We start from the raw sequence: 13,711 nt of genomic DNA, 5'->3' as shown, positions 1-13,711 counted from the left end.
GCGGAACCAACACCGATCCCGGAGGCTCTGTTCCTGATGACGAATAGCCCGCCGCTGCAGCTGCAGCCCGCCCGTTCCACCGATCTGCAGAAAAAGCAGGCGTCCGCCGCGCGCGACCAGACCGCGATGGAAGAGCTCTTCAACGCCCTGAGCCACGGCCTGGGCCTGTTGCTGGCGATCGCCTCGCTGCCGATCCTGGTCTACAGCGCCGCCCAGAAGGGCCAGGCCGCGGCCGTGGTGGGCGCGTCGCTCTTCGCGGGCACGGCCATCGTGCTGTACCTGATCTCCACGCTGTACCACGCGCTGCCCATCGGCCGCGCCAAGGCCTGGTTCAACCGGCTCGACCACGCGGCCATCTACCTGTTCATTGCGGGCAGCTACATGCCCTTCCTGTTCGGCGTGCTGCGCGGGCCCTGGGGCTGGGCGCTGTTCGGCGCCATCACCGCCGCCGCCGTGCTGGGCGTGAGCGCCAAGCTGTTCAATCGCCTACAGCACCCGCTGTGGTCCACCGGCCTGTACGTGGCGATGGGCTGGATGGCGCTGATGGCGGCGGTGCCGCTGTACGAGCGCATGTCATCGGCGGGGCTGGCCTGGCTCGTGGCCGGCGGGCTGTTCTATACGGCCGGGGCCGTGGTGTTCCTGTTCGACAACAAGGTGCGCTACGCGCATTCGGTGTGGCACCTGTTCGTGCTCGCGGGCAGCACCTGCCATTTCTTTGCCGTGCTCTGGCACGCGCACGGCTGAGCGATCTTCCTCAATAGTGGGGTGGGAGTTCGTCGCGCAGGTTGCGCGTCGCCCCGTCCTGCCCCGAGTTCTGGCTCTGCAGCCGCAGCTGCGCGACCTGCAGGATCAGGCTGTCGATCTGTTGCTGTTGCCGATAGATCGTCATGTTCAGCTGCTCGAGCAGGTCTTCGGCGTAGCTCGACTTGATCTCGAGGTCGTTCAGGCGCTCTGTCACGTCGTTCGGTGAATGTTCCATGCCGCTATTGGACAGGAAGAACCACCGCTTTTCTTGACAGCGCCCCGCTCAGCGCCGGACCTTCGCCTCGAGCAGGTCGCCCATGCCGATGCGCCGGGCGAAGTCGATGCGCACGCGCTCCGACACCTCGAAGACCTCGGCCGCACCGTCGCCCACGAAGTCGATCAGCGAACGCATCGGCCGCGTGCCGGCCGGCAGGCCCACGATGCGCACGATGTCATCGGCCACGGCCTGCGGATCGGCGTGCTCGGGCGTGAGGGCGGACAGGCGCTCGCCGATGCGGTCCATCACGCCGTCGTAGCGGCCGTAGGCGGCGGCAATGGCCGCATCGGAGGGCCTGCCCGCACTCGGAAAGTGATCGGTGCCCCGGGTGAACGCACCCGGCACGACGATCGAGGTCTCGATGCCGAAGCGCGCGATCTCGTAGGCCAGCGTCACCGCCAGCGAATCCATGGCCGCCTTGGCCGCGCCGTACGGGCCCATGAACGGCGGAAAGCCGCCCTTGGTGGTCGTGCTGCTGATCCACAGCATCAGCCCCGACTCCTGCTGGCGCAGGTACGGCAGCACCGCGCGGTTCACGCGCTGGGCGCCGAGCACGTTGGTGTCGAACACCCGGGCGATGTCTTCCGGCGTGAAAGCCTCGGTCGGCCCGACCACGAGATGGCCCGCGTTCTGCATCACCACATCGAGGCGGCCCTGCGCCTGGACGATGGTCGCCGCGGCAGCGTCGGCGGAGGCCTGCGACAGCACATCGAGTTCGAGCGGATGCAGCTGAAGCCCCTGGGCCGCGGCCAGCGCGCGCAGTTCGGCCGCGCGCGCCTCGTTGCGGCCTGCGATGTCGCGCATGGAGGCATAGACGATGTGGCCCGCTTCGGCGAGCGCCTGCGCGCTGAGCTTGCCGATGCCGGAGCCGGCGCCAGTGACGAGGATGACGGATTGCATGATGGAACGCCTTGAATGAAGGTGAGAGGGAAGAAAGGAAAGTCCGGTGGTCAGTGCACGCGGCGCTGCAGCAGGTGGGCCACCCACGCCGCCATCGATCCGAGTGCCGCCGCGCCGGCCAGCGTGGCGAACAGCGACAGCGAAGGGGGCTGGTGGACCGCGAAGAACGCGATCAGCCCGAGGAAGTAGCACAGCAGGTTGTTCAGTCGCGGCACGCTGCGCATCGACACCACGAGGAGCGCCACGAACAGCACCACCACCGGCAGCGCCGCGGCGCCCGCGATCGGGGCCAGCGCGGCGATGGCCAAGGCCGCACCCTTGCCGATCAGCAGGCCCAGGCTCACGCAGACGAGGTTGAACACGCCGTCGCGTGCGGTGACGCCGCGGGTGTAGAACGCCACCCAGCCGACGAACATCGCCCACACGGGCAGTTCGAGCACGAGCGCCATCGCCGAGGCGACGGCGGCCACCACCGCAGCGGCGGCCGTGAACGCCGTGTAGGCGAGGCTGAAGAAGCGCGGGGTGGCCGCGCGGGGTGAAGGCGGGTGCATGGTGCGTGCTCCGTGGATGTCGTGGGAAGCCACCGCTCAGGCCACGCCGCCATTGGCCCGCAGCACCTGCCCGTTGACCCATCCCGCGTCCGGCCCCGCCAGGAACGACACCACCGAGGCGATGTCTTCCGGCTGGCCCAGGCGCTGCAGCGGCGGCATCTGGGCGAAGGCCTGGATCTGCTCGTCGGTCTTGCCGTCCAGGAACAGCGAGGTCGCGACCGGCCCCGGCGCCACGGCGTTCACCGTGATGCGTCGGCCGCGCAGCTCCTTGGCGAAGACGTGCGTGAAGGCCTCGACCGCCGCCTTGGTGGCGTTGTAGATCGCGTAGCCCGGCATGTGCAGGGCGAGCGTGGTGCTCGAGAAGTTGACGATGCGCCCGCCCTCGGCGAGGCGGGTCGCGGCCTCGCGCAGGGTGTTGAAGGTGCCGCGCACGTTGATGTCGAAGGTCTGGTCGTACAGCGCGTCGCTGTGCGCGGCCAGCGGCGCGGTCTGGAGCACGCCAGCGTTGTTGACCAGCACGTCGACCGGGCCGAGCTGCGCTTCGACGGTGTCGAACATCGCGCGCACCGCGTCGGCGCTCGCCACGTCGGCCTGCACCGCGAGGGCGCGCGCGCCCGCGGCCTTCAGTTCGGCGACCAGCGCTTCGGCCGGCGCGGCGCCCGCGGCGTAGTTGACGGCAATGGCGAAACCGTCGGCGGCGAGCCGGCGGGCGATGGCGGCGCCGATGCCGCGCGAGGCGCCGGTGACGAGGGCGACGCGGGTGGGCAGCGAAGCAGAAGTGGCGGTGGTGTTCATGGCGCGAATCCTTGGGGTGGTGAGTGGATGAAGCGAATGGTCGGTCATTCCACCCAAAAGATAATCAGCACCCATTCGTCAATAAAATTCCATTTACTTAAACAATAGGCACGAAGGGCAACCCCATGGACCGCTTCCAGGAAATGCAGGCCTTCGTGCGCATCGCCGAACGCCAGAGCTTCACGCAGGCCTCGGACGACCTGCAGATTCCGCGCGCCACCCTCACCACGCTGATCCAGCGGCTCGAATCGCGCCTGGGCGCCCGGCTGCTCGAGCGCACCACGCGCACCGTGCGCCTCACGCAGGACGGCGAGGCCCACTACCAGCGCTGCGTGCGGCTGCTGGCGGACGTGGAAGAGGCCGAGGGCGCGTTCACCCACGCCGCGCCCCAGGGCCTGCTGCGCGTGAACCTGCAGGGCACGCTGGCGCGGCACTTCGTGGTGCCGGCGCTGCCCGCCTTCCTCGCCCGCCATCCGGGCCTGCAGCTGCACATCGGCGAGGACGACCGGCTGGTCGACCTGGTGCGCGAAGGCGTCGACTGCGTGCTGCGCGCCGGCCCGCTGCAGGACTCGTCGCTGGTCGCGCAGCGCGTGGCGCTGCTGCCGCAGGTGACGGTCGCGAGCCCCGGCTACCTCGCGGCGCACGGCGAGCCCGCCGACCTCGCGGCGCTGGCCTCGCACCGCGCGGTGCACTACGTGTCGAGCAGCACGGGCAAGGCGCTGCCGCTCGAGTTCACGGTCGACGGTCAGGTCCGGCCCGTGCAGCTGGCCGCCACCGTGTCGGTGACCGGCGCCGACCTTTACACGGGCGCCGCCGTCGTGGGCCTCGGGTTGGTGCAGGTGCCGCGCTACCGCGTGGCGGCCGAGCTGGCGGACGGGCGCCTGCAGGCGGTGCTTCCGGGCTTTGCGCCGCCGCCGATGCCGGTCTCTGTGCTGTATCCGCAGAACCGGCAGCTGTCGTCGCGCGTGCGCGTGTTCACGCAGTGGCTGCGCGGCCTCTTCGCAGAAGACACCGCGCAGGCCTGAGCACGACTCAAGGCGCCTTGTACGACTTGGTGCTGTACAGCTCGACCGGCAGCTTCTGCAACAGCGACAGGCCCGAGCCCACATCCTTGGGCTTGGACTCGATGTAGTTGAAGAACACATCGGCATCGAGCACGCCGATGTCCAGGCGCCGCGCCGCGGGCACGGCGGCCAGCGTCTTGTAGCCGTCGCCGCCGCTGGCGTTGAAGCTCAGCACGAACAGCTTGTAGGTCTTGTCCAGGTCGAGCGGGCCCCACACGCCGGTGCCGGGCGCGCGCACCTCGATGTTGCTGGCGCGCTGGCCGTTGGCCTGCGTGGCGTCGACGTCGAAGCGCAGGCCGCCGGTGTAGGGGTACGGGCCGGTGGAGCCGCCCGGGCCGTACACGGCCTGCAGGCCGTCTTCGAGCATGCCCTTGACCTCGCGGCCGGTGATGTCGAGGCGGAACAGCATGTTGCCGAAGGGCAGCACCTGGATCACGCTCGCCGCCGTGACGTTGCCCGGCACCAGCGGAATGCGCGCGCCGCCGCCGCTTTGCAGCGAGATGTCGGCGCCGCCGTACTTGCTGTGGCCGATCTCCAGGTAGGCCTGCGCTGCCATCTGCTGGATGTCGCCGCCGCGCAGGCTCACGCTGCCCAGCGCATTGCACGAGACGCTGGAGCGCGAGTAGTCGACGGTGCCCGTGCCGCCGGGCACGCGGCGCGAGCACAGCTCTTCGGTCACGGTGGCCACCAGCGTGGTGTTGAACACCGCCACCTTGTCCTTGAAGGGCTGCAGCACGGCGGTGGCCGTGGGGTCGGGCGTGGTCACGCGCAGGAAGCCGCTGGCCGCCACATCGGCCAGGAGGGCGCTGCGCTGGTTGGCATCGGCGGGCTTGCCGCCGACGCGGAAGTCGTCGCCGATCAGCACGTGCGGCGTGCCGCTGCAGGCCGTGACGTCGCCCTTCTCATCGAAGCTCACCTTCAGCTCGCCCACCACCTGGCTGTACTCCCAGGCGTGGACCAGGCAGACCTTCTTGCCGTCCTTGTCGGTCAGGGCCGTGGGGTAGGCGCCGGCCGGCGAGCCCACGCCGTAGCGGGTGAGCGCGTCGGGGCCGATGAGCGTGTGCGAGTCGCCGCCGACCACGACGTCGACGCCGCTCAGGCGCGACGCCACCTGCTTGTCGTATTCGTAACCGATGTGGCTCATGACGACGATCTTGTTCACGCCCTGGGCGCGCAGCAGGTCGATCTCGCGCTGGGCGGCGACGGTCTCGTCTTCGAAGGTGGTGTCGGGATCGGGGCTGGACGAGGCCTTGGTCTTGCCCGCGATGGTCAGGCCGACCAGGCCGATCTTCTCGCCGCCGCGCTCGAGCACAGCGGAGCGCTTCACGTAGCCGGGCGCCTTCGACGGATGCAGCGCCGATGGGGCGCCGAAGTTCACGTTGGCGCTGAGCACCGGCGTCTGGCAGCTGCCCTTGCGCAGCAGGTCGAGAAAGCCCTTCAGGCCGGTGTCGCCCTTGTCGAACTCGTGGTTGCCCAGCGTGAAGGCGTCGAAGCACACGGTGTTCATCAGCGCCGCGTCGGCCTCGCCGTCGGCGCCCGCGCGGTTGAAGTACAGGGTGCCGGTGAGCGCGTCGCCGGCATGCAGCTTCAGCACGTTCGGCGACTGCGCGGCCAGCGCCTGGATCGCCGCGGTGACGCGCGGAAAGCCCGCCGCATTGACCGTGACCGCCACCGGCGCGCCGCTGCCCGTGTTCAGCTGCAGTGTCTTGTCCTTGGCTTCGAGGTTGGAGTGGTGGTCGTCGATGTGCAGGATCGTGAGGTCGATCGCCTTGCCCTGCGGCGCCGGTGCAGGCGCAGGTGCCGGCGGCGCCACGGCGATCGGCGGGAACGCGACACCGCCGCCCCCACCGCCACCGCATGCGGCCATCACGCAGGCTGCAATCACCGTGGCAGCTGTTCCCACGACCCGTCGACTGTTGGTCATCACCATCTCGCACTCCGCTCCTGTTGATCGAGCGGGGATGCTGGCAACGGCGCATGACGTGTCCATGAAAGCACCTCATCGGGTGCGGGGTGAGGCGACTTGCGCGTTCTGACCGAGTGCTTCAGCGTGGCCTCGCGCGGACGCATCGCCGCGCAGGAATGCGAACACCACCACCGCCGTCAGCACCGTCACCCCGGCCAGCACGCACAGCAGCGTTCCGAACGCCGCGCCATACGCATGCAGCAGCGCCGCGCGATCCATGCCCGGCAGCAAGGCCAGCGCCTGCGCCAGGTCGCCCGTCGCCACGCGCTGCGCCGCCTGCGACACCGCCACGGACGAAGGCGACGATGCCTTCAGCTGCAGTGCCACCAGTGCCGTGAGCCCCGCCCCCACCAGCGCCAGCGCAATGCCCTCCCCCGCGACGCGCACCGTGTTGAAGATGCCCGACGCCATGCCCGCCCGCTCGCGCGGCACCACGCTCACGGCCAGGCCGTCCATCAGCCCCCAGGGCAGGCCGATGCCCGCGCCGATCAGCAGCAGCGGGCCCACGAGGCCGTGCAAGGGCGTGCCCGGCGCGCAGCGGGCGAGCCACACGAGCCCCGCCGCGCACACCAGCAGCCCCACCGCCGAGATCACGCCCGCAGAGAAGCGGTTCGCGAGCCACGCCGCCAGCGTCGGCACGATGAGGATCGGCCCCGACAGCGCGAACATGAAGCCGCCCGCCTCCAGCGCGCTGCGCCCTTCGAGCCCGATGAAGCGGATCGGCAGCAGCACCAGCAGCACGACAAAGCCGTAGGCCGGCGCCGCGGCCAGCAGCTGCACGCCGACGAAGCGCGGAAAGCGGAACAGCGACAGGTCGAGCATCGGATGCGCCACGCGCCGCTCGATGGCGATGAAAGCCGCGCCCATGGCCAGCGCGCCGGCCAGCGCCGCAAGCACCCACGGGCTGCCCCAACCGCTGTCGGGCGCCTGCAGCACGCCCAGCGTGAGCAGGCTCAGCGCGGCCGTGAAGCTGAGCGTGCCCGGCACGTCCAGCCCCCTCGCCTGCGGGTTGCGCGACTCGCGCATGCGCGGCGCGGCCAGGCCCAGCGCGACGAGGCTCACGGCGCCGGGGCTCAGCATCACGGCGTGCCAGCCGACGGTGTCGGCCAGCCAGCCCGAGAGGATCGATCCGCACGACAGCCCCACGCCGAACGAGGTGCCGATGAGGCTGAACGCCCGCAGCCGCGCCGGCCCGTCGAACACCTGCGCCAGCGCGGCCGTGCCCGCCGCGAAGGCCGCCGCCGAACCCAGCCCCTGCACGGCGCGCGCGAGGTCGAAGGCGACGATGCCCGGCGCCAGCGTCAGCAGCGCGCTGCTCAGCGCCACCACCGCCAGCCCCAGCAGGAAGACGCGCTTGCGCCCGTACGCATCGGCCAGCGCGCCGGCCGCCATCAGCGTGGCGCCGAAGCTCAGCATGAAGGCGTTGGTCACCCAGTTGAGCTGCACCGGCGTGCCGCCCAGCGCGTCGCGGATCGCGGGCAGCACCACGGCTGGGCCGGTGAAGCTCAGCGGCATGCCGAGCGCGGCCAGGCAGACGGCGGCGAGCAGCCAGGCCTTGTGGGAATCGGAGGAGGACATCGGGAGGGCTTTCACGCGGGAGAAGGAAAAGGGAAATGCGTGAAGCGAAGATAAAAAGGATTCAATGAAACGAAAATGGCCCCTCAGCTCCTCACACTGCCAACCCCAGGTTGCCAATCAAGCCCATGGACAGCTTCAGCGGACTCGAATCCTTCGTACGGGCGGCCGACCTGCAGAGCTTTGCGCGGGCGGGCCGCGACCTGGGCATCTCGGCCTCGGCCGTGGGCAAGAACGTCGCACGGCTCGAGACGCAGATGGGCGTGCGCCTGTTCCACCGCACCACGCGGCAGGTGCGGCTCACGGCCGAGGGCGCGATGTTCCATGAGCGCTGCCGCCGCATCCTCGACGAGCTCGGCGACGCGCGCGCCATGCTGCAGGACGCCGTCGCCACGCCGCGCGGCCGCTTGCGCGTGAGCCTGCCGACCATCGGCTACCGTTTTCTGCTGCCGATCCTGCCGGCGTTCAAGGCACGCTTTCCCGAGATCGAACTCGACCTCGACTTCAACGACCGGCTGGTCGACGTGGTGGCCGAGGGTGTCGACGTGGCTATCCGCAGCGGCGAGCTGGTCGATTCGCAGCTCGTGGCGCGCCGGCTCGGCCCGTTCAGCTTCGTGCTCGCGGCCTCGCCGGCCTACCTGGCACAACACGGCGTGCCACAGGTGCCGGCCGACCTCGCCCGCCACAGCTGCCTGCGCTACAAGTTCGTGACCGGCGGAAAGATCGAAGACTGGGACCTGCCCGGCCTGCCGCCCCAGCTGCCGCCGGGCCTGGTCTGCAACAACATGGAAGCCATGCTGGGCGCCGCCGTCGCGGGCCTGGGCATTGCGTACATGCCCGACTTCCTGGCGCGCGACGCACTGCGCCGCGGCGACCTGCAGCGCGTGCTGGCCGCGCACCTCGTGCGGCAGGGGCAGTTCTCGGCGCTGTGGCCGTCGAGCCGGCAGCTGTCGCCGAAGGTGCGGGCGTTCGTCGACTTCGCGAGTGAACACATGTTCAGGGACGATGGCGCAGAAACATCGAAAGACTGAATTCAGACCATAATCAGTCCGATCGACAACCGCAGGTGAGCCCCATGAATTTCTCCACGCAGGTCAAACCCATCAGCTATCTCAAGAGTCATGCCGCGGACATCGTGAAGACCCTCTCGGACACCCGCGAGCCGCTGGTCATCACACAGAACGGCGAGGCCAAGCTCGTGGTGATGGACGTCCGCTCTTTCGAAGAGCAGGAAGCGACCCTCGCGCTGCTGAAAGTGCTGGCACTCGGCAACCGCGAAATCGAACAGGGCCAGTTCCGTTCCGCGGACGATGTGTTCGCCGACCTGGACCAAGAAGACGCCCCATGAAGGTGGTGTTCCTGCGGTCCGCCGAAGCCGACCTGAAGGACCTGAGGCGCTACCTGCTCAAGAACTTCGGCGCGGACACCTGGGCGGCGAGCCACGCAAAGATCAAGCAATCCGTCGCAATGATCGCGGCCCATCCCCAAGCGGGCCGCATTCCCGAGGAACTGGAAGACCTGAACGCGGCCCAGTACCGGCAGGTCATCTCGGGCATGAACCGCATCATCTACGAGGTACGGCTGGACATCGCGTACATCCACGTCGTCTGCGACACGCGCAGGGACCTGAAGGGCCTGCTCATGCGGCGCCTGGTGGGCCCCACATGAGGTTTCCGGCGTACGCCTACGCCGCCGCTTCCACCAGCTGACGCTCTGCCTGTTCGCCGACGGTTTCGGCGGGTGCCTCGACAGGCGCGACAGGCTTCGCCTGGCTCAGCGCCAACGCCACCTGCAACGGATACAGCGTGCGCACATCGCCCTCGGCCTTGTTGCTCACCGTCGTGCCGGCGGCCTCGCTCATGCGGGCCGTGCGCACCGCGTCGAGCCGGTGGGTCGGCACCATGAACGGCGAGTGCGTCGTGTAGAGGATCTGGTTGGCGAAGTCGTGCTCCAGGTGCGCCAGCAGATCGGCCTGCGAATGCGCGTGCAGGTGCAGGCCGGGCTCGTCCAGCAGCAGGATCGCGTCGGCCGCGCCCTTCGTGTCCGCGAAGAACGCGACGTAGAACGAGAAGAACCACTGGAAGCCGCGGCTGCGTTCGTCGAGGTTCACTTCCACCTCATAGGCGGCGTTGGGGTCGGACACCAGCGTCTCCAGATGCTGCCCGTCGAGGTTGAAGCGGACCTTGAGTTCGCGGTCCTTCCACACGCGGCGGATTTCCGACGTGACGACAGAGCCGGCCCGGTTCACCAACTGATTGCGCGTCGCCAGGTCGTTCTTCGCCAGCAGGTCCTGCAGCTGCTGCGGGTCGAGCCCCGCCACCTGGCACAGCTTCTCGAAATTGCGCTCGCCCGCCGTGCGCTCGCCCCAGCCCTTGCGCGTGAGGTACTCGGCGATGTTCTGGCGGCCGGGCAGCGAGGCGTAGTCCTCGACGTAGATGAAGCGCGGCAGTTTCTCCAGCACCCAGGCGCGGGCGCGGGCCAGCGCGGGCTGGTCGTTGTCGATCGTGCGTGCCAGCTCTTCGAGCTCGGTCAGCATCTGCGCCTGCTTGTCGGCGATCTCCGCGCCGGCCGTGGCCAGCGCTTGGCGCAGCGCCTGCAGCGCCAGCAGCGCGCCGGCCGACCACTTGACGAAGTCGGGGCTCGGGATCATGGCGGCGTCGAAGGCGTCGGCCTCCTGTTCGAGCGGCGCCTTCAACTCGTCGGCGACCTTCTCGGCCGCGGCCTTCACGGCGGGCACGATCTTGCGCACCTTGGCCTTGATGTCGCTCACGTCGATCGACAGCGGGCCCAGGCCCTCGAAGCCGGTCGTGCGCGTGGCGCCGTAGCCGCGGCCGGCCGTGACCTGGCGCACGCCGGCCGCGCGCGGCAGGATGGCGGCGAGCGCCAGCTGTTCGGAGGCATCGAGGTCCCAGCGCGTGTGCACGACGGGGGTGTCGTCGGTGCATTCGTCCAGGCGGCGGTGCCGCGGAAAGTCCTTGATGGGGCTGAGTGCCGTGAGCCCGTCGGTCGGGTTCAGGCTGTGCAACGCGCGCAGCAGGTTCGACTTGCCGCTGTCATTTCGGCCGAGGATCGCTGTGATCTGGGAGGAATCGATGGAGCCACTGTCGTGGATCGAGCGATAGTTGGTGATCTGGAATGACGCCAAGCGCATGCAGGAATTTCTCTTCTGAATTGAATACGGGGCCGGGGAATGTATTGCATCCCCGGCCCCGTCCTGCCGATCGCGGAAGAAAAAAACTGTACGGGCCTGCGCAGCCCTACTCGGCCGCGCGGCGCAGCGTGTCGACCACCGGCCGGCGCAGCACATCGCGCAGGCCCCACCACCCCGCCGCCAGCGCGAGCACCGCGCCGGCCAGCGCGCCGGCCACCGGCACGAGCGGCGACGCGGTCCAGGTGAACTCGAACACGTAGCGCGCCAGCCCCCAGCCGATCACCGAAGCCACGATGCTCGCCAGGAAGCCCGCGAGCAGGCCGACGCCCACCAGCTCGGCGCGCTGCACCTGCCGCAGCAGGCTGGCGCGCGCGCCCACGGCGCGCATCACGGCGAACTCGCGCGCACGTTCCTCGCGCGTGGCGGTGACGGCGGCGAACAGCACCACCAGCCCGGCCGCCAGCGTGAAGCCGAACAAAAACTCGACCGCGCGCACCACCTGGTCGAGCACGCGCTGCACCTGGTTGATGGTGGCGCTCATGTCGACGTTGGTCACGTTGGGGAAGCTGCGCACCAGCGCGTTGTCGAAGCCGCGCGTCTCGGGCGCGCGGAAGGCGCCCATGTAGGTCACGGGCACGTCGGCCAGCGAGGCCACGGTGTACATCACGAAGAAGTTGGCGTGCAGCGAGCCCCAGTCGACCTTGCGCAGCGAGGTGATGCGCGCGTCGTTCTGCATGCCGCCGATGTCGAAGCGCAGGGTGTCGCCCAGCTTCAGGCCCAGCGTCTGGGCCAGGCCTTCTTCCACGCTCACCTCGTTCTTCGCCTCGGGCGTCCAGGCGCCGGCGGTGACACTGTTGTGCGCGGGCGCCTCGGTGCTGTTGCTCAGGTTGAACTCGCGGTCCACCAGGCGCTTGGCGCGGTCCTCGGTGTAGTCGTCGGGCGTCACGGGCTTGTCGTTGATCGCCACCAGCCGGCCGCGGATCATCGGGTACCAGTCGAACTTGGCGACGCCCGCGTCGCGCAGCGTCTTCTGGAACGCCTCGCTCTGCTCGGGCATCACGTTGATGACGAAGCGATTGGGCGCGTCGGGCGGCGTGGCCTTGCGCCAACTCGCCACGAGGTCGGTGCGCAGCAGCACCAGCAGCACCAGCGCCAGCAGGCCCACGGCCAGCGCGCTGACCTGCACCACGGCGTAGGCCGGGCGCGCCGAGATCTGCCGCGTGGCCAGCACCAGCCAGCGCGGCGCCGTGGTCTCGCTGACGCTGCGGCGCAGCACCTTCACGGCGAGCCAGCTCAGCAGCGCGAACACGGCCACGGCACCGGCAAAGCCGCCGACCGCAATGAGGCCCAGCTTGAGATCGCTGCTGGCCGCCATCAGCAGCGCCGCGAAGCCCGCCACGCCGATGCCCAACACGGCGAGCGATGCGGGCTTGAGCCCGCCCACGTCACGCCGGATCACGCGCAGCGGCGGCACGCGCGCCAGCTGCAGCACCGGCGGCAGGCCGAAGGCGAACAGCAGCGTGAGCCCCATGCCCAGGCCGAAGGCCACGGGCCACAGCGTGGCGGCGGGCAAGGCGGTCTCGACCAGCCCGGCCAGCAGCAGCACGAACACATAGTGGACGGCGAAGCCGATGGCCACGCCGATCGCGCTGGCCACGGTGCCGATCACGGCGAACTCGAAGGCGTAGGCCGCGGCGATGGTGCGCTGGCTCTGGCCCAGCACGCGCAGCATGGCGCAGTCGTCCAGGTGGCTGGCCGCGAAGCCACGTGCGGCCAGCGCCACGGCCACGGCCGACAGCAGCGCCGCGAGCAGCGCGACCAGGCTCAGGAATTTCTCGGCGCGGTCCAGCGTCTGGCGCATCTCGGGCCGGCCGCCTTCGAAGGAGTCGAGCCGCACGCCGCGCAGCTCGCCCTTCTTGATGGTGGCGTCGGCCCATTCGGTGAAGCGCTTCACGGCGGCATCGTCGCCCGCCACGGCGTAGCGGTAGCCCACGCGGCTGGCCGGCTGCACGAGGCCGGTGCGCGCCACGTCGGCCTGGTTGAGCATCACGCGCGGCGAAAAGCTCATGAAGCCCGCGCCCCGGTCGGGCTCGAGCGTGATCACGCGGCCCACGCGCAGGCCGGTGTCGCCCAGCAGCAGCGTGTCGCCGACCTTCAGGCCCAGCGAGTCGAGCAGCGAGGCATCGACCCAGACCTCGCCCGCCGCCGGCACGTCGCGCGTCACCGTGCCCGCGCCCTCGGCCGTGGTCGCCGTCTGCAGGTTGCCGCGCAGCGGGTAGCCCGGCGTCACGGCCTTCAGAGCCACGAGCTTGCTGGCGCCGCCCTGGGCGTCCTCGGCCCGCGCCATGGTGGGGAAGCCGAAGGTGCCGGTGCCCGCAAGGCCCAGCGACTTGGCCTGTGCGATGAAGGTCTCGGGCGTCGGGTTGTCGCTCACGACCACCGCGTCGCCGCCCAGCAGCTGGCGCGCGTCGCGCTGCAGCCCGCCCTGCAATCGGTCGGCGAAGAAGCCGACCGCCGTGAGCGCGGCCACGGCCAGCACCACGGCCACGATCAAGAGGCGCAGCTCGCCGGCGCGCAGGTCGCGCCAGAGCGTGCGCCAGCCAAGGCGAAGGGAAGCGTTCATGGCGCGAACGATAGCCGACGCCTACCGGCACCGGCGGACTCAAGGGTTATTGGAAAGGGCCGCCA

13 protein-coding genes are annotated in these 13,711 nt (G+C 70.0%); 5 read left to right on the top strand and 8 right to left on the bottom strand.

The window, feature by feature from the left end:
• Window positions 1-36: 36 nt before the first annotated feature.
• A complete protein-coding gene (gene trhA / locus AC07OX_RS07315; RefSeq protein ID WP_495260773.1) occupies window positions 37-744 on the top strand; it encodes a PAQR family membrane homeostasis protein TrhA in 708 nt (235 codons plus the stop codon).
• Between the two features lie 10 nt (window positions 745-754).
• Here trhA and AC07OX_RS07310 read toward each other — a convergent pair whose 3' ends face one another.
• Genes AC07OX_RS07310 through AC07OX_RS07295 form a run of 4 tightly spaced genes read right to left on the bottom strand, consistent with a single transcriptional unit; the run spans window position 755 to window position 3,267 of the window.
• Entirely contained in the window at window positions 755-979 is a 225-nt protein-coding gene (locus AC07OX_RS07310) for a SlyX family protein (RefSeq protein ID WP_495260774.1), read from the bottom strand.
• A 48-nt stretch (window positions 980-1,027) separates the two neighbouring features.
• Complete coding sequence (locus AC07OX_RS07305; RefSeq protein ID WP_495260775.1) at window positions 1,028-1,921, bottom strand: SDR family NAD(P)-dependent oxidoreductase; 894 nt, start codon at window positions 1,919-1,921, stop codon at window positions 1,028-1,030.
• A 50-nt stretch (window positions 1,922-1,971) separates the two neighbouring features.
• The gene (locus AC07OX_RS07300) at window positions 1,972-2,472 is read right to left on the bottom strand and encodes a DUF1097 domain-containing protein (protein ID WP_495260776.1); all 501 of its coding nucleotides are present in this window, start codon (window positions 2,470-2,472) and stop codon (window positions 1,972-1,974) included.
• 36 nt (window positions 2,473-2,508) lie between these two features.
• Entirely contained in the window at window positions 2,509-3,267 is a 759-nt protein-coding gene (locus AC07OX_RS07295) for an SDR family oxidoreductase (protein WP_492694142.1), read from the bottom strand.
• A gap of 125 nt (window positions 3,268-3,392) precedes the next feature.
• Here AC07OX_RS07295 and AC07OX_RS07290 point away from each other — a divergent pair, with 125 nt between their 5' ends.
• The gene (locus tag AC07OX_RS07290) at window positions 3,393-4,292 is read left to right on the top strand and encodes a LysR family transcriptional regulator (RefSeq protein ID WP_492685815.1); all 900 of its coding nucleotides are present in this window, start codon (window positions 3,393-3,395) and stop codon (window positions 4,290-4,292) included.
• Between the two features lie 7 nt (window positions 4,293-4,299).
• On the opposite strand, the gene AC07OX_RS07285 is transcribed toward AC07OX_RS07290, so the two are convergent.
• Window positions 4,300-6,255 (bottom strand): bifunctional metallophosphatase/5'-nucleotidase, encoded by a 1,956-nt coding sequence (locus AC07OX_RS07285; RefSeq protein ID WP_495260777.1) that lies wholly within the window; start codon window positions 6,253-6,255, stop codon window positions 4,300-4,302.
• Between the two features lie 75 nt (window positions 6,256-6,330).
• Entirely contained in the window at window positions 6,331-7,875 is a 1,545-nt protein-coding gene (locus AC07OX_RS07280) for an MFS transporter (protein WP_495260778.1), read from the bottom strand.
• 125 nt (window positions 7,876-8,000) lie between these two features.
• Here AC07OX_RS07280 and AC07OX_RS07275 point away from each other — a divergent pair, with 125 nt between their 5' ends.
• The 3 genes from AC07OX_RS07275 to AC07OX_RS07265 are packed head-to-tail and all read left to right on the top strand — an operon-like array spanning window position 8,001 to window position 9,540.
• Complete coding sequence (locus AC07OX_RS07275; RefSeq protein WP_495260895.1) at window positions 8,001-8,903, top strand: LysR family transcriptional regulator; 903 nt, start codon at window positions 8,001-8,003, stop codon at window positions 8,901-8,903.
• Window positions 8,904-8,947: 44 nt separating this feature from the next.
• On the top strand, window positions 8,948-9,220 hold the full coding sequence (locus AC07OX_RS07270) for a type II toxin-antitoxin system Phd/YefM family antitoxin (RefSeq protein ID WP_070061494.1): 273 nt from the start codon (window positions 8,948-8,950) through the stop codon (window positions 9,218-9,220).
• Complete coding sequence (locus AC07OX_RS07265) at window positions 9,217-9,540, top strand: type II toxin-antitoxin system RelE/ParE family toxin (protein ID WP_495260779.1); 324 nt, start codon at window positions 9,217-9,219, stop codon at window positions 9,538-9,540. Before AC07OX_RS07270 ends, AC07OX_RS07265 begins: the two co-directional genes overlap by 4 nt.
• 16 nt (window positions 9,541-9,556) lie before the next feature.
• On the opposite strand, the gene AC07OX_RS07260 is transcribed toward AC07OX_RS07265, so the two are convergent.
• Together AC07OX_RS07260 and AC07OX_RS07255 are read right to left on the bottom strand one after the other, a co-directional pair.
• Complete coding sequence (locus tag AC07OX_RS07260; protein WP_495260780.1) at window positions 9,557-11,023, bottom strand: AAA family ATPase; 1,467 nt, start codon at window positions 11,021-11,023, stop codon at window positions 9,557-9,559.
• 106 nt (window positions 11,024-11,129) lie between these two features.
• Complete coding sequence (locus tag AC07OX_RS07255; RefSeq protein ID WP_495260781.1) at window positions 11,130-13,646, bottom strand: ABC transporter permease; 2,517 nt, start codon at window positions 13,644-13,646, stop codon at window positions 11,130-11,132.
• Window positions 13,647-13,711 lie beyond the last annotated feature (65 nt).

Source organism: Variovorax sp. GW821-FHT09D07 (assembly GCF_059416345.1).
Note: the sequence above shows the minus strand (reverse complement) of the source record. Positions and strands in the feature narration are given on the sequence as shown.